The sequence below is a fragment of the Streptomyces alboflavus genome (assembly GCF_000716675.1).
In the GTDB taxonomy this organism is placed as follows: Bacteria; Actinomycetota; Actinomycetes; order Streptomycetales; family Streptomycetaceae; genus Streptomyces; species Streptomyces alboflavus.
In genome coordinates, this window is the sequence record NZ_JNXT01000004.1 from 243,866 (window position 1) to 267,750 (window position 23,885).

At 73.0% G+C, this 23,885-nt stretch carries 22 protein-coding genes; 10 read left to right on the plus strand and 12 right to left on the minus strand.

Translation table 11 applies throughout. The annotated features are described in order from the left end of the window. Window position 1: 1 nt before the first annotated feature. From OO63_RS05810 to OO63_RS05820, 3 genes are read right to left on the minus strand one after another with little or no spacing between them, the layout of a single operon-like run. Window positions 2–850, minus strand: coding sequence for a sugar ABC transporter permease (locus tag OO63_RS05810; RefSeq protein WP_030358237.1), 849 nt, complete (start codon window positions 848–850; stop codon window positions 2–4). A gap of 5 nt (window positions 851–855) precedes the next feature. Continuing rightward, complete coding sequence (locus OO63_RS05815) at window positions 856–1,866, minus strand: carbohydrate ABC transporter permease (RefSeq protein ID WP_030358238.1); 1,011 nt, start codon at window positions 1,864–1,866, stop codon at window positions 856–858. A gap of 2 nt (window positions 1,867–1,868) precedes the next feature. Then, a complete protein-coding gene (locus tag OO63_RS05820) occupies window positions 1,869–3,140 on the minus strand; it encodes an extracellular solute-binding protein (protein WP_030358239.1) in 1,272 nt (423 codons plus the stop codon). Between the two features lie 267 nt (window positions 3,141–3,407). Here OO63_RS05820 and OO63_RS05825 point away from each other — a divergent pair, with 267 nt between their 5' ends. Both OO63_RS05825 and OO63_RS05830 read left to right on the plus strand, forming a co-directional pair. Further along, window positions 3,408–4,196, plus strand: coding sequence for a LacI family DNA-binding transcriptional regulator (locus OO63_RS05825; protein ID WP_033263835.1), 789 nt, complete (start codon window positions 3,408–3,410; stop codon window positions 4,194–4,196). A gap of 77 nt (window positions 4,197–4,273) precedes the next feature. Then, window positions 4,274–4,681: an ArsR/SmtB family transcription factor gene (locus OO63_RS05830; protein ID WP_030358240.1), complete on the plus strand. Its 408-nt coding sequence runs from the start codon at window positions 4,274–4,276 to the stop codon at window positions 4,679–4,681. A gap of 54 nt (window positions 4,682–4,735) precedes the next feature. Here the strand turns inward: OO63_RS05830 and OO63_RS05835 are convergent, their stop codons facing one another. Beyond that, on the minus strand, window positions 4,736–6,136 hold the full coding sequence (locus OO63_RS05835) for an ABC transporter ATP-binding protein (protein WP_030358241.1): 1,401 nt from the start codon (window positions 6,134–6,136) through the stop codon (window positions 4,736–4,738). A gap of 77 nt (window positions 6,137–6,213) precedes the next feature. After that, window positions 6,214–7,968, minus strand: coding sequence for an ABC transporter permease (locus OO63_RS05840; protein ID WP_030358242.1), 1,755 nt, complete (start codon window positions 7,966–7,968; stop codon window positions 6,214–6,216). A gap of 457 nt (window positions 7,969–8,425) precedes the next feature. Between OO63_RS05840 and OO63_RS05845 the strand changes: the two genes are divergently transcribed. Further along, a complete protein-coding gene (locus OO63_RS05845; RefSeq protein ID WP_030358243.1) occupies window positions 8,426–9,160 on the plus strand; it encodes an MgtC/SapB family protein in 735 nt (244 codons plus the stop codon). An 18-nt stretch (window positions 9,161–9,178) separates the two neighbouring features. On the opposite strand, the gene OO63_RS05850 is transcribed toward OO63_RS05845, so the two are convergent. Further along, complete coding sequence (locus OO63_RS05850) at window positions 9,179–9,637, minus strand: MarR family winged helix-turn-helix transcriptional regulator (RefSeq protein ID WP_030358244.1); 459 nt, start codon at window positions 9,635–9,637, stop codon at window positions 9,179–9,181. Window positions 9,638–9,733: 96 nt separating this feature from the next. Here OO63_RS05850 and OO63_RS05855 point away from each other — a divergent pair, with 96 nt between their 5' ends. Next, window positions 9,734–10,528, plus strand: a complete 795-nt coding sequence (locus OO63_RS05855; RefSeq protein WP_030358245.1) for a dioxygenase family protein — start codon at window positions 9,734–9,736, stop codon at window positions 10,526–10,528. Window positions 10,529–10,561: 33 nt separating this feature from the next. On the opposite strand, the gene OO63_RS05860 is transcribed toward OO63_RS05855, so the two are convergent. Next, entirely contained in the window at window positions 10,562–11,473 is a 912-nt protein-coding gene (locus OO63_RS05860; RefSeq protein WP_030358246.1) for a GNAT family N-acetyltransferase, read from the minus strand. A 249-nt stretch (window positions 11,474–11,722) separates the two neighbouring features. On the opposite strand from OO63_RS05860, the gene OO63_RS05865 reads away from it, so the two are divergent. Continuing rightward, on the plus strand, window positions 11,723–12,751 hold the full coding sequence (locus tag OO63_RS05865) for a hydroxyacid dehydrogenase (RefSeq protein ID WP_030358247.1): 1,029 nt from the start codon (window positions 11,723–11,725) through the stop codon (window positions 12,749–12,751). 272 nt (window positions 12,752–13,023) lie between these two features. On the opposite strand, the gene OO63_RS05870 is transcribed toward OO63_RS05865, so the two are convergent. Next, the gene (locus tag OO63_RS05870) at window positions 13,024–13,632 is read right to left on the minus strand and encodes a membrane protein (RefSeq protein WP_033263861.1); all 609 of its coding nucleotides are present in this window, start codon (window positions 13,630–13,632) and stop codon (window positions 13,024–13,026) included. A 55-nt stretch (window positions 13,633–13,687) separates the two neighbouring features. Beyond that, window positions 13,688–14,341: a DJ-1/PfpI family protein gene (locus OO63_RS05875; RefSeq protein ID WP_030358249.1), complete on the minus strand. Its 654-nt coding sequence runs from the start codon at window positions 14,339–14,341 to the stop codon at window positions 13,688–13,690. A gap of 276 nt (window positions 14,342–14,617) precedes the next feature. On the opposite strand from OO63_RS05875, the gene OO63_RS05880 reads away from it, so the two are divergent. Beyond that, on the plus strand, window positions 14,618–15,568 hold the full coding sequence (locus tag OO63_RS05880) for a GlxA family transcriptional regulator (protein WP_030358250.1): 951 nt from the start codon (window positions 14,618–14,620) through the stop codon (window positions 15,566–15,568). A gap of 45 nt (window positions 15,569–15,613) precedes the next feature. Here OO63_RS05880 and OO63_RS05885 read toward each other — a convergent pair whose 3' ends face one another. Continuing rightward, window positions 15,614–16,357 (minus strand): class I SAM-dependent methyltransferase, encoded by a 744-nt coding sequence (locus OO63_RS05885; protein WP_030358251.1) that lies wholly within the window; start codon window positions 16,355–16,357, stop codon window positions 15,614–15,616. 117 nt (window positions 16,358–16,474) lie between these two features. On the opposite strand from OO63_RS05885, the gene OO63_RS05890 reads away from it, so the two are divergent. From OO63_RS05890 to OO63_RS05900, 3 genes are all read left to right on the plus strand, one after another. Next, entirely contained in the window at window positions 16,475–17,332 is an 858-nt protein-coding gene (locus tag OO63_RS05890; protein ID WP_030358252.1) for a hypothetical protein, read from the plus strand. 81 nt (window positions 17,333–17,413) lie between these two features. After that, complete coding sequence (locus OO63_RS05895) at window positions 17,414–18,340, plus strand: slipin family protein (protein WP_033263836.1); 927 nt, start codon at window positions 17,414–17,416, stop codon at window positions 18,338–18,340. A 214-nt stretch (window positions 18,341–18,554) separates the two neighbouring features. Beyond that, entirely contained in the window at window positions 18,555–21,035 is a 2,481-nt protein-coding gene (locus OO63_RS05900; protein ID WP_030358254.1) for a polysaccharide lyase 8 family protein, read from the plus strand. A gap of 73 nt (window positions 21,036–21,108) precedes the next feature. On the opposite strand, the gene OO63_RS05905 is transcribed toward OO63_RS05900, so the two are convergent. Then, window positions 21,109–21,714 (minus strand): TetR/AcrR family transcriptional regulator, encoded by a 606-nt coding sequence (locus OO63_RS05905; protein WP_030358255.1) that lies wholly within the window; start codon window positions 21,712–21,714, stop codon window positions 21,109–21,111. 268 nt (window positions 21,715–21,982) lie between these two features. Here OO63_RS05905 and OO63_RS05910 point away from each other — a divergent pair, with 268 nt between their 5' ends. Beyond that, complete coding sequence (locus OO63_RS05910; protein WP_030358256.1) at window positions 21,983–22,924, plus strand: alpha/beta hydrolase family protein; 942 nt, start codon at window positions 21,983–21,985, stop codon at window positions 22,922–22,924. Window positions 22,925–22,967: 43 nt separating this feature from the next. Here OO63_RS05910 and OO63_RS05915 read toward each other — a convergent pair whose 3' ends face one another. After that, a complete protein-coding gene (locus OO63_RS05915) occupies window positions 22,968–23,867 on the minus strand; it encodes a trimeric intracellular cation channel family protein (RefSeq protein ID WP_078618959.1) in 900 nt (299 codons plus the stop codon). Window positions 23,868–23,885 lie beyond the last annotated feature (18 nt).

Genomic DNA, 23,885 nt, shown 5'->3' on the forward strand with positions numbered 1-23,885 from the left:
GTCAGGACTTGGTCGCGCCGGCCGTGAGCCCGGAGACGAGGTGGCGCTGCACGAAGCCGAAGATCACGGCGGCGGGCACGGCCACGATCACGGCCGCGGCGGTCAGCGAACCCCAGTCGCTGGTGTACTGGTTGACGAAGGTCTGCAGGCCGCCCGCGAGCGTCAGGTTCTCCTCGCCCGTCATGAACGCGGAGGCGTAGGCGACCTCGGCCCAGCCGGTGATGAAGCTGTAGAAGGCGGTCACGGCGAGGCCGGGCTTGGCCAGCGGCATGATGAGCCGCCAGAAGGTGCCGAAGGGGTTCAGGCCGTCGACGCGGCCCGCCTCGTCGATCTCCACGGGGATGGTGTCGAAGTACCCCTTCATCATCCACGCGGAGAACGGCACGGCGATCGTCAGATAGGTGAGGACCAGACCCATGGGCTGGTTCAGCAGCTCCATGCTCGCGAGGAGGTTGTACAGCGGCACGATGAGCACGGCCACCGGGAACATCTGCGTGATGAGGAGCAGCCACATCAGGGGCCGCATGCCCGGGAACTTGAACCGGCTCACCGCGTACCCCGTGGTCGCGGAGATGAAGACGCCGATGACGGTGGTGAGGCCGACGACGAACAGCGAGTTGACGACCCAGTCGAGGAACTTGGTGTCGTTCAGGACGTGGTCGTAGTTGCCGAACGTGAAGTCCTTCACCAGGGCGGTGGAGAACGCCTCGCTCTGCGGCTTGAAGGAGGTGACGAGCAGCCACAGCGGCGGCAGGACCGCAATGAGGGAGGCGATCAGGAGGGTGGTGTGCAGGGCGACGGAGGCGAGCGGGCCGCGCTCGCCGCGTCCCCTGACCTTCTTCGAGGGCATCGTGGTCACCACACCTCTCCTTGCTTGCGGAGCGCGCGGCGGTAGACCACCGCGAAGAGCGAAAGGAGCAGCAGGATGAGCACGCCCCAGGCCGCGGAGCCCGCGAAGTCGCGTGGGCTGACGACGAACGAGAGCCGGTAGGCGTACGTCACGAGGATCTCGGTGGCGTCCCCCGGACCGCCCCGGGTGAGCAGGAAGATCACCGGGAACATGTTGAAGGTCCAAATGGCGCTGATGAGGATCACGGTCGTGGCGACGGACCTGAGGCCGGGCAGCGTGACGTGGCGGAAGCGCTGCCAGGCGCTCGCGCCGTCCATCTCGGCGGCCTCGTACAGCTCGCCGGGGATGGACTGGAGCCCGCCGAGCATGGCGACGAGCATGAACGGCACGCCGAGCCAGACGTTGACGGCGATCACGGAGAACTTCGCCCAGGTGGGGTCGTTCAGCCAGGGGACGGCGTCGATGCCGCCGCCTTCGAGGACCTTGTTGAGGACGCCGTTCTTCTCGTTGAAGAGCAGGCGCCAGGTGAAGACGGAGACGAACGCGGGCACCGCCCAGGGCAGGATCAGCGCCATCCGGTAGAAGGAGCGGCCCTTGAGTCTGCGGTTGAGCATGTTCGCGAGGACGAGGCCGATGGCGAACGACAGGGCGACGCAGGAGACCGTCCAGATGACGGTCCAGGTGAGCCGGTCCCAGAAGACGCCGTCGTCGAGGATCGCCTTGTAGTTGTCCAGGCCGACGGACTCGTAGGTCGCCGGGATGTGGTTGACGCCGATGGTGCGCTCGACGTTCGCCTCGTTGGCGTTCGTCGTCGACAGGAAGACGCCGCGGGCCAGCGGGTAGCCGACGATGACGCCGATGACGACCACCACGGGGGCGACCATCGCCCACGCGTACCAGTGTGTGCTCAGGGCCCTGCGCAGGCGTCCGGGGTTCTTGCCCGGGCGGGGGCCGCGGCCGCGGACACCGGTGGTGTCCGCGGCCTTGACCGCTCGGGGGCCGCTCTCGACAGCCATCGCTACTTGTAGTCCTTGAGGAGCTTGCCGTAGGCCTTGCCGATGCTCTTGGCGCCGCCCTCGGGCGAGGCCTTGCCGCTGAGCACCTTCTGCATCTCCAGGCGGATGGGCTCGAACAGCGAGTTCGCCTCGGGGATCCAGGGCCGCTGCACGGACTTGTCGACGGCCGGCTTGAAGAACTGGACCATCTGGTTGCCCTTGACGGACTTCACCTCGTAGACGGAGGTGCGGGTGGGCAGCAGGCTCAGCTTCTCGGTGGTCTGCTGCTGCACCTTCGCCGAGCTCATGTACTTGATGAACTCGTAGGAGGCGTCGAGGTTCTTGGACCCCGCGTACGCGGCGAGGTTCCAGCCGCCCTGCGGCGAGGCCTGCCGGGCGCTGCCGCCGGGCACCGGCGCGACGCCGAGGTTGGTCTTGTCGTCCTTGAACTGCTTGCCCTGCAGGGCGCCCTCGATGGACCAGGGGCCGTCGAGCGCCATGGCGACGTCGCCGTTCTTGAAGGCGTTCAGCTGGTTGTTGTATCCGTCGCTGGCGTCGGTGACGGCGGCCTTGGAGTCGACCAGGTCCTTCATGACCTCGAAGGCCTTGCCGCCCTCGGCGTCGTCGACGGTGATCTCCTTCTTCTTGGTGTCGAGGAGGTCACCGCCCTCGCCGTAGAGGTAGGGGAGGTAGAAGTACGGGTCGTCGCCGCGCAGGTAGAGGCCGGTCTTGCCGGACTTCGACTTGATCTTCTTGGCGGCGGACTTCACGTCCTCGAAGGTCTTGGGGACCTCGACGCCCGCTTCCTTGAGCATCTTCTTGTTGTAGAAGAGCGCGAGGGTGTCGATGGTCTGCGGCGCCGCGTACGTCTTGCCCTTGAACTTGGTGCTCGCGGCGGCCTGCGGCAGGAAGTCGTCCGGCTTGTCGAGCGCGGCGGTGCCCTCCAGCGGCGCCAGGTAGCCGAGGTTCGCGAAGTCCGCGACCCAGGCGACCTCGGTGCGCATCACGTCGGGGGCGCCGGAGTTGCCGCCCGCGGCGTTCTTGAACTTGGCGTTGGCCTCGCCGAACGGCACGTTCACGTAGTTGACCTTGACGCCCGGGTGGAGGTCCTCGAAGCCCTTGGCCAGCTTCTCGTACGTGCCCTTCTCGGCGTCGTTCGAGGTGTCCCAGAAGGTGACGGTCCCGGAGAGCTTGCCGCCGCTCTTCTTGCCGCTGTCGCCGTCGTCGCCGCCGCACGCCGCCGCTGTCATCGCAAGGGCTGCGACCAGTGCGGTGGCCGTTATGCCACGCCGCATGTGTACTCCTTCAACTGGTCCCGGAATGACCCGGAATGAGGAGAGACGAAGAGGTGCCTCCTGCAGGCCGCACTCGAGGCGGCGCCGGGTTGGCAGGAACGTAACAGGCTTGAAAACCAGCCGAAAGACCTTGCGAGAAATTTCTGCAAGACGCGGGGATCGTTACCGTCGTGTGTCCTGTGCGTTGCGGTCTTGCCCGACGGGGCTTGCTGCAAGCTTTCAGCAAGCGGGTGGGCAAGGCCGGTTTCCGGCGGTACAGTCCCGTGCATGACCGCGCGGCTCGTCGACATCGCAGCCCAGGCGGGAGTCAGCGAAGCCACCGTCAGCCGGGTCCTCAACGGCAAGCCCGGCGTGGCCGCGGCCACCCGCGACGCCGTTCTCGCCGCACTCGACGTGCTCGGCTACGAACGGCCCGTCCGGCTGCGCAGACGCGGCAGCGCGGGCCTGGTCGGCCTGATCACGCCCGAGCTGGACAACCCGATCTTCCCCGCCCTCGCCCAGGTCATCGGCCAGGCCCTGACCCGCCAGGGCTACACCCCGGTGCTCGCCACCCAGACCCCGGGCGGCTCCACCGAGGACGAGCTGACCGAGTTCGTCCCCGTCGTCCGCAAGATCGAGGGCTTCCGGCTCGGCCTGCGCGAGCGGCTCGGCCTGTCCGGCGCGGCGGCCGACGAGCTGGTCCAGCACTCCCTGTACACCCTGGAGGGCGGGCAGGCCGCGGCGACGGCGCTGATCGCCAAGGGCTGCACGGGCATCGTCTGCGCCAGCGACATGATGGCACTCGGCGCCATCCGCGCCGCCCGCGAGCAGGGCCTCGACGTGCCCCGGGACATCTCGGTGGTCGGCTTCGACGACTCCCCGCTGATCGCCTTCACCGACCCGCCGCTGACCACGGTCCGCCAGCCCGTCCAGGCCATGGGCCAGGCCGCGGTCCGCACGCTCCTGGAAGAGATCGGCGGCACCCCGGCGCCGCACAGCGAGTTCGTGTTCCTGCCGGAGCTGGTCGTCCGGGGCTCCACGGCTTCGGGGCGGCGCGGCGGGACCGCGGCGCCCTGAGCCCGCGTCGCGACGGCCCGGCGCCCCTGAGCCCGCGTCGCGGTGGACCGGCGCCCCACGCCCGCTACCCTATTTGCATGGATACGCAAGGAAAGCCGTGGGACGCGGCCGCCGCCGACCGTGCGGTGGCGGTGCTGAAGGCGGTGGCCGACCCCTCGCGCTACCGGCTGCTGTGGGCGCTCAGCGGGCAGGAGCTGCCGGTCAGCGCGCTCGCGGAGCTGCTCGGCGCGCATGTCGCCGCGACCTCGCAGCACCTGGCGAAGCTGCGGGCCGCCGGGCTCGTGGTGTCGCGCCGCGAGGGCACCCGCATCTACTACCGCGCGGCGGACGTGCGCGGGCTCCTGGACGAGGCGGCGCTGGTGGCCCGCGCCTCTGCCGCCGAGGAGACCGGCACGGCCGCGGAGGTCGCCGCACCGGAACAGACCGTCGCCGCGCCCGCGACGAGGGCCCGGGCGGTCCGCCGCCGCCCGGCCACCGGACACTGACCGGCACGGGCCGCGCCGCCGCGCCTCGGGCAGCGGACCCCCGGCGCACCACCGTCACCCTGTCCCCGCCTCCCCCGCCGCGCCTTCGTCGAGCCGGTACTCCTGCGGTTCGGCGTCGTACGCGTACAGCTCCGCGTACCGGCCCCAGTCGGTGGCCGTCTCCAGCTGCCGCTCCACCTGCTCGCTCGTGAAGTGATGGGCGAGCAGGTCGCGGAAGAACCCGGCGCGGACGGCGCCGTCGGGCTGTTGCCGCAGGCTGTTGGTGATCAGCTTCACCAGCGGGATCTCGACGGCGGCGGCAGCGAAGATCGTCTTGGACGTCTGGACGTCGGCCTCCGCGAACGCCGTGCCCGGCTCGCTGAGGACCAGGTCGTCGCCGGCGATCGAGGCGAAGCCGAGCAGTTCGAGCGCGTCGACCTGCGGGAGCAGGTCGTCGACGTCCAGGCCGAGTTCGTCGGCGAGGTCGGCGAGGTCGCAGCGCCCGCCCCGGTGGGCGACCAGCTCCGCGAGGCCGGACAGGCCGTCGACGGTGGCGGCGGGCAGCGGGGTGCCCGCGACCGTGCGCCTGTCCAGGTCGGCGCCTTCGGCGCGGCCGGGGATCCTGGACTCCTTGGGGCGGCCGGTCATGATGCGGTACACCCGGTCGATCAGCTCCTGGAAGGCGGGCGCCTCCCGGTCCCGGGGGCGGTCGAGGCCGACCTCGACGGTCTCCCGGATGGTGCCGTAGGGCCGGGAGCCGAGGACGACGATGCGGTCCGCCATCAGGACGGCCTCCTCGATGTTGTGGGTCACCAGGACTACGGCGCGGGTGGGGAACTGTCCCGACTCCCACAGCTCCATCAGCTCGCCGCGCAGGTTCTCGGCGGTCAGGACGTCGAGCGCAGAGAAGGGCTCGTCCATCATCAGCACGTCGGGCTCCACGACGAGGGCGCGGGCGAAGCCGACGCGCTGGCGCATGCCGCCCGACAGCTCCTTCGGGTACGCCGACTCGAAGCCGTCGAGGCCGATCAGGTCGATGGCCTGCCCGGCGGCGCGGGCGCGCTCGTCGGCGGGCACGCCCCGCGCCTCCAGGCCGAGTTCGACGTTCTGCCGCACGGTCAGCCAGGGCAGCAGGGCGAAGGTCTGGAAGACCATGGCCGTGCCCGGGTTGGCGCCGGTCAGCGGCTCGCCGCGGTAGGCGACGGCCCCGGAGCTGGCCGGGATGAGCCCGGCGAGGCAGCGCAGCAGCGTGGACTTGCCGGAGCCGGACTTGCCGAGCAGCGCGACGATCTCCCCGGCGCGGACGGTGAGGTCGATGCCGGAGAGGACGGGCAGGTCGCCGTCGGCGCCCGCGTAGGACTTGGTCAGGCCGACGGCCTCCAGGAGGGCGTCGCCGTCGGCGGCGGGCGGCGGGGTGACGGCCGGTCCCGTGGTGGCGGCAGGGGTGCGCAGCTTGCGGAGGGCCTTGAGTGCCATGAGGGGGGCTCCAGTTCGGCGGAGGGAGGGGGAGGTGCGGGGGCGGGCCGCTGCCCGGGCCGGGGTGCGGTCGCGGGTCACAGCGCGTACCGGGTGTCGGCGAGGCGGTAGAGGCGGCGCCACAGCAGGCGGTTGAGGCCCACGACGTACAGGCTCATCACCGCGACGCCCGCGATCAGGCGCGGGAAGTCGCCGTCGGCGGTGGCCTCGGCGATGTACGCGCCGAGGCCGGTCGCGGTCAGCGTGGTGCCGCCGAAGGTGACGACCTCGGAGACGATCGAGGCGTTCCAGGCACCGCCGGACGCGGTGATGCCGCCGGTGACGTAGGAGGGGAAGACGCCGGGCAGGATGAGCCGGCGCCAGCGCTGCCGGCCGGTCACGCCCAGGTCGTCCATGGCCTCGCGCAGGTCCGTCGGGATCGCCATGGCGCCGGCGATGGCGTTGAAGAGGATGTACCACTGAGCGCCGAGCGCCATCAGGAGGATGCCGCCGACGTCGATGGACAGGCCGGTCTTCAGGAAGAACCAGACGGCGAGAGGGAAGAGGAAGTTGGCGGGGAAGCTCGCAAGGACCTGGACGATCGGCTGGGCGATCCGGGTCAGGCGCGGCGAGAAGCCGATCCGTACGCCGATGGGCACCCAGACGACGGTGGCGACGGCGACGAGCACGACGACGCGGGCGAAGGTGACCAGGCCGAGGAGCAGCGGCTCGCCGAACACGCCGAGGCCGGTGCGGTTGTCGAGGTAGCGGCCGAGGTCGACGAGGCCCCAGGCGATGAGGCCGCCCGCGACGACCCCGAAGGCGAGGTCGCCGGTGCGCCTGCGGGTCGGGTCGACGGTGAGAGGGCGGTCGTCGGTGCCGAAGACGCGGGCGGCGCGGCCGAGCGCGCGGCCGACGGGGCGCAGCGACGCGCCGATCAGGCGCGGCCAGTTGGAGCGGCGCAGGAAGTCCAGGACGACGGAGCGCTGTACCTCGTGGGCCTCGGACTGCTCGTTCTTGAAGCGCTCGGCCCAGGCCGTGAGCGGGCGCCAGAACAGGAAGTTCACGCCGATGACCATGACGGCCATGGTGAGGACGGCCCAGCCGACCTTGCCGAGGTCGCCGTCGGCGACGGCGGCTCCGGCGTAGGAGCCGACGCCGGGCAGGGCGTAGTCCTTGTTGTTGACGCTGATCGCCTCGGATGCGACGAGGAAGAACCAGCCGCCGCCGAAGCTCATCATGCCGTTCCAGACCAGGCCGATCGTCCCCGCGGGGACCTCGACCTTCCAGAACCGCATCCACTTGGTGAAGCGGAACGACCGTGACAGCTCGTCGAGTTCACGGGGCAGTGAGGTCAGCGAGTGGTAGAAGGCGAACGTCATGTTCCAGGCCTGGGAGGTGAAGATCGCGAAGATCGACGCGCATTCGAGGCCGAGCAGGGAGCCGGGGAACAGGGCGATGAACCCGGTGACGGCGACGGTGAGGAAGCCGAGGACGGGCACGGACTGGAGGATGTCCAGGGCCGGGATGAGGATCCGTTCGAGGCGGCGGCTCTTGGCGGCCGCGTAGGCGTACGCGAACGTGAAGACGACCGAGGCCGCCAGGGCGACGAACATCCGCAGCAGGGAGCGCGCCGCGTCGTACGGCAGCCGCGCGGGGTCGGTGTCGACGACGACCGACTGGTCGGTGGAGAAGCGGACGGTGGTGCCCTGGCCGACCCGCAGGACGAGGTAGAGGAGGACCAGGACGGCCGCGGCGACCACGATGTCCACCCAGGACATCCGGGAGAGACGGCCCCCGAGCCGGGAGGAGAGCGGGGCGCGCGGCGGGGCGCCACCGGTCTTGAACGACATCACAACAACCTCCGACCACACTCTGGGCACAGCGGTCCCCGGGCCGCGACCGCGGGGCGGCCGGGCAGGCGGGGGTCACACCGTGCCGGGAGTGCGCACGTGAGCGGGAAGAGGGGAGGGGCGGCCGCGGGCGTGGTGCCGCGCGGGCCGCGTCACGCCGGTCCCGTGCGGTGCCGGGGCGGGGAGCGGCGGATCAGGGGCTGCCGGGGAGGCAGCGGCTACTGGGAGGGTCGGCGCCCATGGCTGCCTCCTTCCGTGATGCCGGTCTGCCGGGTGTGTCCGGGATGCGTCCGAGATGTGCCTCCGGCAGTGTGCGCCTCTTTGCGTCGATGCGCAAAGAGGGAGCCCGGGGCCGTCGGACGGGAACCATCTTTGCATACTTGCGCAACTATGCAAGCATCGGGAGTCGTACGAGGTACCGACGACAGCGGTACGGGAGCCACCTGGAGGTGCCGCCATGCAGTCCCTGACCACATTCGACTTCGCCCTGCGCCTGGCCACCGGCGTCGGCTGCGGCGCCCTCATCGGCGTCGAGCGGCAGTGGCGCGCCCGCATGGCGGGCCTGCGCACCAACGCCCTGGTGGCCGCGGGGGCCACCCTGTTCGTGCTCTACAGCGAGGCGATGCACGACCCGACGAGCCCGACGCGCGTCGCCTCGTACGTCGTCTCCGGCGTCGGCTTCCTCGGCGGTGGCGTCATCATGCGCGAGGGCGCCTCGATCCGCGGCCTCAACACGGCGGCCACGCTGTGGTGTTCGGCGGCGGTGGGGGTGCTCGCGGCCTCCGGGCGGCTGACCCTCGCCCTGCTCGGCGCCGCCGCCGTCGTCGCCGTCCATCTGACCCTGCGGCCCACCAGCCGCCTGATCGACCGGGCCCCGCAGGGCAACTCCGACACCCCGACGCAGGTCACCTTCCACGTCACCTGCGACCGCCGCGACGAGGCGCACGTCCGGGCGCTGCTCATCCAGCTGCTCAGCAGCACCGACCCGCGCCTCGCGGGGCTGCGCATCCGGCGCGGCGAGGACGACGACAGCACCTCCCTGGAGGCCTCGGTCGTCCTGGACGGCGCCCCCGGCGCGGACATGGAGCAGCTCGTGACGCGCCTCTCCCTGGAGCCGGGCGTCCGCGATCTGCACTGGCACCTCGCGGACCAGGACGAGCAGGCCCGCGCGGAGCGCGAAGCGCTCGTGTGAGCGGCGGGCCCCCGGGAGTCACTCCCCGCCCAGCGCCCGCACGACCTCCTGGAGCCCTTCCCTCATGACCCGGACCTGGCTGTCACTGAGGACGTCGATCAGGTGGGCGCGGACGACCCGGAGGTGGCCGGGCGCGGCCCCCTCGAGGCGCGCCCGACCCTTGTCGGTGAGGACGGCGTAGACGCCGCGGACGTCGGCGGCACAGGAGCGGCGGCGCACCAGGCCCGCCTTCTCCATCTGCGTGATCTGGTACGTCAGACCGCTCTTGGTGGTGAGCACGTCGGCGGCGAGTTCGCTCATGCGCAGCTCGCCGCCCTCGGCCGCGGACAGCCGCACAAGGACCTCGTACTGGACATGGGACAGCCCCGACTCGGCCTTCAGCTGTTCCTCGATGCGCCGGTCGAGCAGCGCCCCTGCCGTCAGGAAGGCCTGCCAGAGGACCATCTCGTCGTCGTTCAGCCACTTCGTGTCGCCCATGGGAGCAGCGTACGCCTGTTGTTCAAATTCAAACCATCGACTACGGTCGACCATGTGCTTCAAATTTGAACCACACTGCCGAGGAGGCGACCGCCCATGACCACCGCACCCCTGGACCACCCGGCGTCGCGGATGCCCGCGCTCTTCATGAGCCACGGCGCCCCGACCCTCGCCGAGGACACGCTCTGGCCGGGACAGCTCGCCCGGTGGGGCGCGGAGCTGCCCCGCCCGAAGGCGATCCTGATGGTCTCCGCCCACTGGGAGGAGGCCCCGCTCGCACTCGGCGCGACCACGGCCGTGCCCCTGGTGTACGACTTCTGGGGCTTCCCCGAGCACTACTACAGCATCCGGTACGCCGCGCCCGGCGCCCCGGAACTCGCCGAGCAGGTCCGGGGGCTGCTGCGGGCCCCGGGCATGCCGGTGCAGGACCTGCCCGAGCGCGGCCTCGACCACGGTGCCTACGTGCCGCTCCTGGAGATGTACCCCGACGCGGACATCCCGGTGCTCCAGATGTCCCTGCCGACGCTGGACCCGCAGCGCCTGATGGACATCGGCCGCAGGCTCGCGCCGCTGCGCGACGAGGGCGTGCTGATCGTCGGCAGCGGCCACTTCACGCACAACCTGCGCGCCATCAACCCCCAGAACGAAGTCCCGTCCCCGCTGGCCGAGTTCGACGACTGGGGGCGGCGCGCCCTGGAGGCAGGTGACGTCGACGCGCTGCTCGACTTCGCGCACAAGGCCCCGGCCGCCCGGTACGCCCACCCCCGCGAGGAGCACTTCGTGCCCCTCGCGGTCACGCTCGGCGCGGCGGCGGACGACCTGGGCAGCCAGCGGAGCGTCATCGAGGGCTCGTGGCTGGGCCTTTCGAAGCGGTCGGTGCAGTTCGGCTGAGCCCGTCCGCACCGGCCGAACGCCCCGCCAGGGTCAGGCGTGGTCCCAGCCCCGGTCGGTCCGCACCAGCTCCCGGAACCCGAGCACCGTCAGGCGCGTGATCGCTTCGGGGTCGTCGGCTGCTTCGTAGGCGAGCACCCGGTCGGCACCGGCGAGGCGCAGCCACGCGGCGGCCTCGCCCAGGAGCCAGGCATCGAGGCCTTCGACGTGGTGACCGGGCTCGGTGTGGAAGTTGCCGATGTCGGCGAGCGAGCCGTTGCGGGCCTGGCGTTCGGCACGGCCGAGGGCGGTGTCGACCTCGATGAAGCCGAGGTCGCGGCCGTCGGCGTACGCGGTCAGGCGTGTGCCGCACTCGCCGAGGGTGCGGCGGACGGCGAGGCCCGGCAGCGGCGCCTCGGTGCGCGGCAGGTCGGGCACGGCGGCGATCAGGACGACCTCGGTGTGTCCGGTGTGCCGGAATCCGGCGCGTTCGTAGGCGGCGCGGACGTGCGGCCAGGCGCTCGGCACGCCGTAGACGGCAGGGGCGGGCAGCGCGCCGTCGGCCGCGCGGGCCCGCACGTCCCAGCGGGCGAGCTGAGCCAGGCAGGCGCTCATGAGGAGGTCGGCCGCCTGGTCGGCGTCCGGCCAGAAGGACGCGGCCGGGTGGCAGACGAACCAGTTGATCTCGCCGAGGCCGCGGTGGTCGGGGCCGACGTCGGAGTCCGTGCGGTAGCGCAGCAGGTGCGCGGCGGCCACGACGAAGGCGCGCTGCTCGGCGACGAGCGTGACGCGCTCGGCCACCCACGGGTCGGTGATGAACTCGTCCGGCTGGCGGTTGAGTTGCCCGAGGACGGTGTTCACGGAGACGGAGACGCCCGGCACGACGGCGGCCACGTGGCTGTTCACCAGATCGGTGAGCTGGTCGCGGTCGTCGCGGTGGAAGGGGCGTACCTGGAGCGCGGACATGCGGGGACCTCCCGGTCGGGGTGCGTGGTGCAGGAGGCCGCCATGCGATGCGGTACGTGACCGATCCTACGACAGGTGCCGCCGGGGCACCGGAGCGGGCGTACCGATGTGGCCACATGGGCGCGGGCCCACGGCTGCGACGCGTGCGAAAGCGGCGCGGCCCGACGAGACTCGTACGGATCCGGCGTCGCCGGAAGGACGCAGCCTCGCGATCCGGCCCGCCGCCGGAAGGATGGAGCCCCGCCCCGCATGCCCACCCCACCGCACCCGTCCGGTCTGCCGTCCGCCGCGCTCGCCATGTCGCCCGGCGCCGCCGACGCGCTGCTCGGGCCCGATGTGCTGGCCGCGTTCGCCGGAGTGTGCGCGCTCCGGCACCCGCCCGTCCTCGACGACTTCTCCGGCGAGCGGGCCCGGGACGTGCTCGGGCGGACCGAGCTGCTCATCACCGGCTGGGGCTGCCCGCCGCTCGACGAGGCTGCCCTCGCCGCCGCCCCGAGGCTGCGGGCCGTCGTGCACACCGCCGGGTCCGTGCGCGGCCATCTCACGCCCGCCTGCTGGGAGCGCGGCATCGAGGTGTCGTCCGCGGCCGCCGCGAACGCGCTGCCGGTCGCCGAGTACACCGTCGCGATGATCCTCCTCGCCGGCAAGCACGTCCTGGAGCGGGCCCGCGCCTTCAAGGCCGCGCGCGACCGCGACGACCCGCTGACCACACCGCGCGCCATCGGCAACTACCGCCGCACCGTGGGGATCCTGTCCGCCTCCCACGTCGGCCGGCGCGTCATCGAGCTGCTTCGCCCGTACGACATCGAGGTGCTGCTGCACGATCCGTACGTGGACGTGGCCGGGGCGGCGGCGCTCGGCGTGCGGGCCGTCGGCCTCGACGAGCTGTTCCGGCACAGCGACATCGTGAGCGTGCACGCCCCGCTGCTTCCCGCCACACGCGGGCTCGTCGGCCGCCGTCAGCTCGCCGCGCTGCGCGAGGACGGCGTGCTCATCAACACGGCGCGGGGAGCCGTGGTCGACCAGGACGCGCTCACCGAAGAGGTGGTCACGGGCCGGATCAGGGTGGTGCTCGACGTCACCGAGCCCGAAGTCCTGCCGCCGGGGCACCCGTTGTGGGACTGCGAGAACGCGCTGCTCACCCCGCACCTCGCGGGCTCACAGGGCAACGAGTGGCGGCGCCTGACCGACGTCGCGGTGAGCGAGGTCGCGCGCTGGGCGGCGGGCGAGGGGTTCGCGCATCCCGTGCGGGCGGACCGGGCGGCGTTCCTGGCGTGAGCGGTGCGCCGCGCCCGGGTGGGGGTGCCGGGCGGGCGGGGTCGGGCGTGGCCCGTTGGGCATCAGCCCGCCGGGCCGTCGGCCCGTCAGCCCGTCAGCCCGTCAGCCCGTCAGCCCGCGGATCGGCGCCCGCGGGCTCTGCCGGACCAGGCGCCGTGCTGTCGTCCTCGGACCCCGTCTCGTACCCCCTGCCGGGAAGTCGACGGACCGCCGTCGCCTTGAGCATGGAGCACGGGAGGCGTCCCGGTCGGCCTCGCGGGGCGTGTGCGGGGTCAGCCTCCGGTCGTGGAGCCCGGGCGCACGATCATCAGGACGGTGACGGTGGCCCAGAGGAGGTTGAAGACGCCGGTGGACATGGCGAGTTGGGCGCTGGTCCGCGCGTCCAGCTTCACCACGACCGCGGAGTCGGTCGCCGAGTCGGCCGCCCCCTCGCCGTCGGCCTCACCGGCGCCCCCGGCCGTCGCGGCAGCACCGCCCGCCGCCACGGCCACGTCACCCCCACCGCCACCGGCACCGGCACCGGCAGCCACGGCCTTCGCCCCGGCCACCGCCTCCAGCGCCGTCTCCTGGCGCGGCAGCACCAGCAGGATGAGGATCACCGCCGCGACGAACGTCAGCACGATCGACGTGATCAGCCAGGCGCTGCCGAGCACACCCATGCTGCTCGCCGTCAGGAAGCCGAAGACCACGACGGCGATGGCGGCGCCCGCGTAGACGCGGCAGATGCGGTGCAGCGTCCGCAGCGTCGTCACGGGGGCCGCGTCGCCGGGTCCGGCAAGGGCGTCGCGCAGGACCTTGGGGAACATACTGGCCGCGACGGCGACCGGGCCGACGGCGAGGATGGCCGCGAGGACGTGGAGGATGGGAACGAGCTTGGTCAGGGGAGGGTTTTCGGGTGGGGGGGGGGGGGCGGGGCGCGCGTGCGGCGGGGCGGGGTCAGATGTGTGCGGGCTCCGCGCCGGTCGCGCGCCACACGACCCCGCGCCGCTCGTGCGCGAACATCTCCTCGACCACATGGGCCACACGCGGCCCGAACTCACGCTCCAGGAGGTGCAGTCCGAGGTCCAGGCCCGATGTCACCCCGGCGCCGCTGACCAGGTCGCCGTCGTCGACGACCCGGGCCCGCACCACGGTCGCCCCGAGGCCCCACAGGACGTCGAGCGCGTCGTGGTGGCCGGTGGCGTACCTGCCCTTGAGGAGCCCGGACATCGCGAGGAGCAGGGAGCCGCCGCACACGGTCGTCATGGTCACGCCGGGGCGCTCCATGGCGGCCGACAGGAGTGCGGGCAGGTCGGTGCGCTGGGTGCGGGCGATGCGGGAGGGGATGCTGTCGTCCTCGGGGTCGCCCTGCTCGGTGGCTCCGGCGGCGCCCGGCACCAGGATCAGGCCGTCGCGCTCGGGGTCGAGCCGGGTCGTGGCCCGGAGGGTGACGAGGTCAAGGCCGCTCGGGACGTCGCGGGCGCCTTCCGCCGAGACCAGTTCGACGGTGATCCCGCCGTTCGTGGCGATGCCCCCGGCGTACAGGATCTCCAGCGGGCCGAGGACGTCGAGCGGGTCGAAGCCGTCGAAGAGGACTGCTTGAACGTGCATGCGAGGTTCCGTTTCCTGGCGGGGACCGCGGCCCCGGCGGGGCCCGGTGGTGTTCCCGTGCTGTTCCCGCCGTCGAGGCTAGTCAGCGCCGCTCCCCCGCCGACAGTGGCCGCAATGACAGCTTTCAACGGGATATCGCCAAGGCGGCGTCCGGCCGTGGACGCCTGCTCGTCGACCGTCAGCGCAGGTCGTAGGCGCCTTGCGGAGGTTCCGTCGGCCGGGCGGGTGCCGTGAGCGGTGGTTGGCGGGAGTTCGGTGATGTCGTACGTTGCCGCCATGCACACCGTCGCCTTCCTCGCCCTCGACGACGTCATCCCCTCCGACCTGGCGATGCCTCTGGACGTGTTCAGCAGGACCCGGCTGCCCGGCGAGCGGCCTGCCTACCGGGTGCGGGTGTGCGCGGCCGAGCCCGAGGTCGACGCGCGCGCGTTCTCGCTCCGGGCGCACCACGACCTGAGCGGGCTCGTGGGCGCGGACACCATCGTCGTGCCGGGCACCCACGACCCGACCGCGCCGGTGCCGGAGAAGACCCTGGCGGCGCTCCGCGAAGCGGCCGACGCGGGCACCCGCATCGCGTCCATCTGCGTGGGCACGTTCGTGCTCGCGCAGGCGGGGCTGCTCGACGGGCTGCGGGCCACCACGCACTGGTTCGCGACCGACCACCTCGCCGCGGCCTACCCGGAGATCGACGTCGACCCGGACGTCCTGTACGTCGACAACGGCCAGATCCTCACGTCCGCGGGAGCCGCCGCCGGGATGGACCTGAGCCTGCACCTGGTGCGGCGCGACTACGGCTCGGCGGTCGCCGCGGACTCCGCGCGCCTGTCGGTGATGCCGCTCGAACGGGAGGGCGGCCAGGCCCAGTTCATCGTCAACCAGCCCCCGGCGATGCCCCGCGGCCGCGCCCTCGAACCACTGCTTCGCTGGCTCGACGAGAACGCGGCGCGCGACCTCACCCTGGACGACATCGCCGACCACGCGGGCCTGAGCAGCCGCACGCTCCTGCGCCGGTTCCGCGAGCAGACCGGCACGACGCCGCTGCAGTGGCTGCACCGGGCACGGGTCCGCCAGGCCCAGCACCTCCTGGAGACCACGGAGCACCCGGTGGAGCGGATCGCCGCGCAGGTCGGCTTCGGCTCGCCGACCGCGTTCCGTGACCGCTTCAAGCGGGTCGCGGGGGTCAGCCCGCAGGCCTACCGGCGGGCGTTCAGCAGCGCGAGGCACTGACCCGGTCCACCACGACGGCGGCCCGGGGCACGCGCGAGCCGCCCCTCACGCCGCCTTGCGCGCCACCACGAGGCGCCAGTGCGGGCTCCCGTCGTCCCTGCGGCCGAACTCCTCCAGCGGCCGCAACCCCACCGTGAACCCGGCCCCCTCCAGGTCGGCCCGCACCCCGGGCAGCGGAAACGTGCGGTAGTACATGACGAAGGGCGGCTGCCGCAGCGCGTTGCGGGCCCGCATCGCCAGGTCGAAGCCGAGCATGCCCCAGTACCATGGTGACGTGAGTGGCTGTGGCGCGCCGATGGGGAAAGCGAACAGGCCTCCGGGGCGCAGCGCCCGGTGCACCTGGGCGAAGAGACCCGGCCGCTCGACGGGCAGGAAGTGCCCGAACGCCCCGAAGCTGACGGCCACGTCGAAGCCCCCGGCGAAGGGCAGCGCGCGGGCGTCCGCCCGCACCCAGTGGACCGCCGGGCCCGTCTGTCCCGGCCCGTCCTCGGCGGCGAGCGCGGCCCGCGCCCGCGCCAGCATCCCGGAGCTGAAGTCGACGCCGGTCACATGCTCCCGGCACATGGGCCGCAGGAGGTCCACCCCGGCCCCGGTGCCGCAGCACACGTCGAGACCCGTGGCGAACGGGCCAAGTGGCCGCAGCGCCTCGGCACAGGCGTCGAGGATGCGCTCGGGCGTGCGGAAGGGCGTGTGATCGAACTTGGGAGCCAGCAGGTCGTAGCCGTGCTCCGTGGAGGACAGCGCCTGGACGGCCAGTTCGCGCAGCGAGGGGCCCTGGGAGGTGAACACCGGCACAGCTTAGTGAGCGGCGTGGCCAGGAACCGCCTCATGGCCTACCGGGCCCGTCGAGCCCTCGGGTACAGCTTCAGCTGCCGCACACCCGAACCCACTTCACGGAGGTGCACCATGGGCGCACACAGGCAGCCGGGGCCCGATGACCCCACGGCCGGCGCCATGGCGGGCAAGACCCGGTTCGACGACATCTACGACCGGCCCGACCCACGGGCGTACTTCCGCCGCCTCGCCCCGTACGACTACGAGATCCCGCACCACGCCCAGGGCGTCTTCCGCCGCACGCTCGCCGACCGGCGCAGGGCCGCGCCGCCCGGCCCCGACGGCGACCCCACGGTCCTCGACCTGTGCTGCTCCTACGGTCTGAACGCCGCGCTGCTCAACCACGACCTGACGCTCGCCGACCTGTACACGCACTACGCGGGGGAGGCCACCACGGACCTCACCACCAGCGAACTCGTCGACCTGGACAAGGAGTTCTACGCCGCCAGGCGCCGCCCGGACGCGGTCCGCCTGGTCGGCGTGGACACCGCCGCCAACGCCACCGCCTACGCCCTGGCCGTCGGCCTGCTCGACGAGGCGTACGCGGAGAACCTGGAACACGTGCCGCCCAGCCCGGGCCTCGCGCGGGCCATGGCGGGCGTCGGCCTGATCACCGTCACCGGCGGCATCGGCTACGTCACGCACCGCACCTTCGACGCCCTGCTCGGCGCCGCCCGCCTGCCCCTGTGGGTCGACGCGTTCGTGCTGCGGACCGTCCCCTACGACCGCATCGCGCGGAGCCTCGCCGCGCACGGCCTCGTCACCACGACGGACCCCGACCGGCTCTACCCGCAGCGCCTGTTCACCGGCCCCGAGGAGCAGGACGACGCCGTCGCGCGGGTGCGGGCGGCGGGCGACGACACCACCGGTCTGGAGTCCGCGGGCCGCTACTACACGCGCCTGTACGCGTCGCGGCCCGGGGGCCGCTGACCCGCGCCCAGGGGCTCGCCGCGGCCCGTCGTCCGGGCGTATCGTTGATTGACGGACGGCTCGGAGCGACAGGGGGTCGTCATGGTGCAGGAACTCCTCGCGGCCGGCGCGGTCACACTCTCCGCCGGTTTCGTGTACGTGGTGTCGGCGGCCCGCGTCGTCAAGCAGTACGAACGCGGTGTCGTGTTCCGTCTCGGGCGGCTGTCCGGGGCGCCGCGCGCGCCCGGCTTCACCATGATCGTGCCGGGCGTCGACCGGATGCGTAAGGTCAACATGCAGATCGTGACGATGCCCGTGCCCGCGCAGGAGGGCATCACGCGCGACAACGTCACGGTGCGCGTCGACGCCGTCGTGTACTTCAAGGTGGTCGACGCCTCGCACGCGATCGTGCGGGTCGAGGACTACCGCTTCGCGGTGTCGCAGATGGCGCAGACGTCGCTGCGGTCCATCATCGGCAAGAGCGATCTGGACGACCTGCTGTCCAACCGCGAGAAGCTCAACCAAGGCCTGGAGCTGATGCTCGACAGCCCGGCGATCGGCTGGGGCGTGCAGATCGACCGCGTCGAGATCAAGGACGTGTCCCTGCCGGAGACGATGAAGCGGTCGATGGCCCGGCAGGCCGAGGCCGACCGCGAGCGGCGCGCCCGCGTCATCAACGCCGACGCCGAGCTGCAGGCCTCCAAGAAACTCGCCGAGGCCGCCAAGGAGATGTCCGAACAGCCCGCCGCCCTGCAACTGCGGCTCCTGCAGACCGTCGTGGCCGTCGCCGCCGAGAAGAACTCGACCCTGGTCCTGCCCTTCCCCGTCGAACTCCTCCGCTTCCTGGAGCGGGCCGCGAACCAGCAGCCGCAGCCGACGGCGGCCCCGTCCGCGAGCGCGGAGCCGCAGGCCGCGGCCGGGGCGCGGGACGACGACGCGCCGCGCGAAGTCACCGCACCGACGGTGGCGTCGGTCCCCCGGATCACCAGCAGCACGGCGCCGCCCGTGGAGGCCGACGCGGCGCCCTGAGCCCGGCCCGGACGTCGGGCGGACCCGGCCTCACCCCGGGTCCGCCCGGTCGAATCCTTGTGTCAGACCCATTGAGCCGGTTGGCGCGCACATGCTAGAAAGCGCTTACTGAACGGTGGTTGTCCGCACCTCGGCCGCCCGCACCCCCGGCACCCGCCCGCGCCCTCCCGGCCTCCCGCCCCCCTTGGCCCTCTGGTCCCCCTGGAGCCCCCGCATGCCCACCCCTTGGCCCCGCCGCGCCTTCCTCCTGACCACCGGCACCTCGGCGCTCTCACTCGCCACACCCGCCGCCGCGCTCCCGGCAGGTGCCCGCGACACCGCGGCCTCGGGCACCGCGGCCTCGGGCCCGGCCACCGAGGCCACCGCCGACGCGTTCGCCGCTCTGCGTGCCAAGTGGCGCACCCTGATCCTGGGTGCGGGATTCAGCCCGACCGCCGAGCCTTTCAAGAGCCGCCTCGCCCAACTCGGCACGTCAGCGCGGCAGTTGAAGGACACCATGGCTCCGGCGGACGGCTCGCTGTGGCCCGACGCCTCGTACGCCGACCCCGAACCGGACACCGACCAGGAGTCGTTCGGCTACTCCGCGAACCTCGTGACCAGTTGCACGCGGCTCGCCACGATGGCCCAGGCGTACAGCCAGCAGGGCACCGGACTCACCGGGGACGCCGCGCTCAGGACGGCGGTCGTGACCGGCCTCGACCACCTCAACGGGCAGGTCTACAACGAGCGGCAGAAGCGCTTCGGCAACTGGTGGAGCTGGCAGATCGGCGCCCCGCAGGCACTCCTTGACACCTGCGTCCTGATGTACGACGCGCTGTCCGCCGACCGACTCGCCCGCTACTGCGCGGCTGTCGACCACTTCGTCCCGGACTCCGCCGTCGCGCAGTACACCGGCACCAGCACCGGAGCCAACCGCGTGGACCTGTGCCGGGTCCTCGCGCTGCGCGGCGTCGTCGGCGCGAACGAGGCGAAGGTCGCGCTGGCACGGGACGCCCTCTCGCCCGTCTTCCCGTACGTGACCAGCGGCGACGGCCTGTACACGGACGGCTCGTTCATCCAGCACACCACCGTGCCGTACACCGGCTCGTACGGGTCCGTGCTGCTCGGCGGGCTCGGCCTGCTGTTCGCGCTGCTCGACGGGTCGCCGTGGGAGGTGACGGACAGCGGCAGGCAGATCGTCTTCGACGCCGTGGAGAAGGCGTGGGCGCCGTTCCTCTACAACGGCCTGGTCATGGACTGCGTCGCGGGCCGCGCCATCAGCCGCGGCATCGCCGCCTCCGACGCGAAGCAGGTGCAGGCCGACGACCACCTGCGCGGCCACCCGATCATGGCGTCCATCGCGCTGCTCGGCCAGGGCGCGTCGGCGGCCGAGAACGCCCGCTGGCGGGGCCTGGTGAAGGGCTGGATGCGCCGCGACTACTACAGCCCGCCGCTCAGCGACCCCCAGTTGAGCCTCGCCCACCTGGCCCGGCTCAAGGCCGTCCAGGACGACACCACCGTCACGCCCGTGCCCGAGCCCACCGGGCACCGCCTGTTCACCAACATGGCGCGGGCCACACACCGCCGCCCCGGCTGGGCCGCGTCGATCAGCATGGCCGACGCCCGCATCACGTACTACGAGACCGGCAACGGCGAGAACCTGCGCGGCTGGCACACGGGCTCGGGCATGCTCGCCTGGTGGGGCGACGCTTACGCCAACGGCCAGTACAGCGACGCCTTCTGGCCCACCGTCGACCCCTACCGGCTGCCCGGCGTCACCGCGTCCCGCAAGGTCCTCGCGGACGGGGCGGGCGGCGACTGGGGCGCGGCGCGGCCGGACGTGAGCTGGGTCGGCGGCGCCACCGACGGCCAACGGGCTGTCCTCGGGCAGCACGTGAAGGGATTGCAGAGCACGCTGTCGGCCCGCAAGGCGTGGTTCTGCCTGGACGACGCGATCGTATGCCTGGGCGCGGGCATCACCTGCGCGGACGGCGCGGTCGTGGAGTCCACCGTGGAGAACCGCAACCTCGGCCCGACCGGAGGCGCCCCGTTCCAGGCCGACGGCGCCACCAAGCCCACCACCACGCCCTGGTCACAGACGCTCACCGGCGCCCGATGGGCGCACATCGGCGGCCACGGCGGCTACGTCTTCCCCGGCGGCGCCACCGTCCGGGCCCGTCGCGAGCGGCGCACCGGCAAGTGGAGCGACATCAACAAGGGCGGCGCCACCACCCCGTTGACCCGCACCTACCTGACGCTGTACGTCGACCACGGCACCGACCCCACGGACGCGACGTACGCGTACGTCCTGCTGCCCGGCGCGAGCGCGGCCCGCACGGCCGAGCGGGCCGCGGCCACCGGCTGGCTGCGGATCCTCGCCAACTCCGGGACCCGGCAGGGCGTCAGCGTGCCCTCGCTCGGCTTCACCGGCGTGACGTTCTGGTCGGGCGGCACGGCCGGGGCGCTCACCGCGAGCGCGGCCTGCGCGGTGCTGGTCGGCGAACGGCCGGACGGGACGGCGGTGGTGTGCGTCAGCGACCCGACCCGGGCGGCGCGTGCGGGCCTGACGGTCACCTGGGACCGGCCGGTCGCCGCGGTCACCGCGAAGCCCGCCACGGTCACGTCGGCCACGACGGGCGCGTCCCTGAAGCTCACGTTCGCCGACCTCGGCCCGGCGAAGGGCGCCACACAGAAGATCACCGTGCGTCTCGGCTGAGCCGTGCGGCTCGGGCGGACTCCGCGCTCCGCGTGAGCCCCGCGCCTCGCGCGACCGGCCCGCGCCGCCGCCGTCAGTCCTTGCGCAGTCCCGCGACGAGCAGCGCGACCAGGTGGCGGGCGTCGTAGCGGGAGTCGGTCTCGGCGCCGATGCAGAGGTTCCCGATGCCGCGCATGAGTGGGTACGCGGTGACGTCGGAGCGGATCTCGCCCGCGGCGACAGCGGCTTCGAGGAGCTGGGCGCACACCGGTACGAGGCGGTCGAGGAAGTAGGCGTGCAGCGCCTCGAAGCCCGCGTCGTCGGACTGCATCGCGGCGGCCAGGCCGTGCTTGGTGACCAGGAAGTCGACGAAGAGGCCGACCCACCGTTCGAGGGCGGCGTGCGGTGACACCTCCGCCGCGAGGAGGGCGGGGCCGGCCTCGGCGCAGGCGTCGACCTGGTGGCGGTAGACGGCGATGACGAGGTCGGCGCGGGTGGGGAAGTGGCGGTAGACCGTGCCGACGCCGACGCCCGCCTCGGCCGCGATGTCCCGTACCGGCGCCTCCACGCCCGAGGTCACGAAGACGGCCGCGGCCGCGTCGAGGAGGGTCTGCTGGTTGCGCCGGACGTCCTTGCGCCGGGACCCGGCGGCGCTGCCCGTGCCGGGAGTGCCGTCCGCACCAGGGGCACTGTCGTTCACCGCGACGTTCCTTTCCTGAGGGGGCGCTCCTGACCGCGCCACGAGCACCCCGGGCCAGGGGACCGGCGCCCGGGGGTTGTAAAACGGAACCGCGTTCCGTATCGTCGGCGGAGCAACGTTCCGTTTTGCTCATGATGGCAGACCGGGGGCACCGCGACCAGCTCGTCCGTGCTGTCCGCCGCTCGCCCCCGCCCTGCCCGCGGCGCCCCGGCCGACCGCCGGACCCGCCGCGACCAGACATCGCAGCAGCCCCAGGGAAGGCACCTCCATGTCCGAATCCGCCGTCACGCTCCCGCAGCAGTCCGCGGACGCGCCCGCCACGGTCGTCTCCGCGAAGCCCGTCGTCATGCCCGACCCGGGCCGCGGCACGGACCTCCACGTCCGCGTGTCCGCCCCCGCCACCGGCACCGGCCTGCCCGTCGTCGTCTTCTCGCACGGCTTCGGCTGGTCGATGGACGGCTACGCCCCGCTGGCGGACCACTGGGCCGCGCAGGGCTTCGTGGTCGTCCAGCCCACCCACCTGGACTCCCGGACGCTCGGCATCCCCGCCGACGACCCGCGTACGCCCAAGATCTGGCGCATCCGCGTCCATGACCTCACGCGCGTCCTCGACGACCTCGACGTCCTGGAGGCCGCCGTGCCCGGCCTGAGCGGGCGGGTCGACCGCGACCGCGTCGCCGTGGCCGGGCACTCCTGGGGAGCGCAGACCGCGAGCACGCTGCTCGGCGCGCGGGTCCTCGACGCCGACGGCGCCCCCGGCGAGGACCTGTCCGACCCCCGCGTCAAGGCGGGCGTCCTGTTCGCCCTGACCGGCCTGGGCGACGACCTCACCCCGTTCGCCGTCGAGCACCTCCCGTTCCTGCGGCCGTCCTTCGCCGCCATGACGACCCCGGCGCTCATCGTCGCCGGGGACAGTGACCGGTCCCACCTGTCCACGCGCGGACCGGACTGGTTCACCGACCCCTACGTCCACAGCCCGGGCCCCAAGAGCCTGCTCACGCTGTTCGGCGCGGAGCACTCGCTCGGCGGCATCCCCGGCCACGAGGTCGCCGAGACGACGGACGAGTCCCCCGCGCGCGTCGCCCTGATCCAGCGGCTCAGCACGGCCTATCTGCGCAGTGCCCTCACCGCCGACGACACGGCCTGGAAGGCGGCGGCCACCGCCCTGGAGGAGGACCCTGAGCCGCTCGGGAGGCTGCGGAGCAAGTAGCGCCGGGCCGCGCGGCACCGAGGCCCCGCCCGTGGGCCGGACGTCAGCGGCCGACCGGTGAGCCGAAGGCGTCGTCCCCGCCCGTGTCGCCGCCGCGCGGGCCCTCTCCCGCGTCGGCGCCGGGCGGGTGCGGCGGCGCGGGCTTGCGCCGCAGGGTGCCGGGCGCGGGGCGGGCGCCGCGGAACCGCAGCCGCCGGGCCGCGCTCGCGCCCCGGCCGCTCCCCCGTCCCCCGCCCGGGCGCTCCGCCGTCCGGGACTCGCGCCGCCGCCCGCGGCGCAGCGCGCCCGCCAGGCGTGACCTGGGCTGCCACTCCAGGCCGCTGGGCAGCCCCCAGCCGCGCTTGTACGCGGTGAGCCTGAGGACCAGTGCCACGGTCACGCCGAGCACGATGCCGAGCGTGGGCTGCTCGGCATAACTGCACACGACCGTGATCGCGGCGGCGACCACCGCGACGGACGCGTACAGCGCGTTCCCGCCGAGCACCGCGGGCACGCGGCGCAGCATCATGTCGCGCAGCGCCCCGCCGCCGACGGCCGTGATGGTGCCGAGCAGCAGCGCGGGCAGCCAGCCGAGCCCCGCCGCGAGGGTCTTCTGCGCCCCGGCGACGGCCCAGAAGCCGATCACGGCCGCGTCGAGGGCGGTGAAGAGCCGGTCCCAGGCCTCCTGGCTGATGTGGATCAGGAAGGCGATGAACGCCCCGGCGAGCGCGGTCGGCAGGTAGAAGACGTCGGTGAGCGCCACCGGCGTCCCGTGCTGGAGCAGGGTGTCGCGGATGAGGCCGCCGCCGAGCCCGGACACCACGCCGACCGCGACGAAGCCGAACAGGTCGAGCCGTTCGGTGCGGGCGATCGCGCCGCCCTGGAGGGCGGCGGCGAACACCCCGGCGAGGTCGAGGCCGCGCGTGGCCACGTCCACGCCGTGCGGCGTGAGGAGTTCGGCCATCGCCGCCCGCCTCCCTGC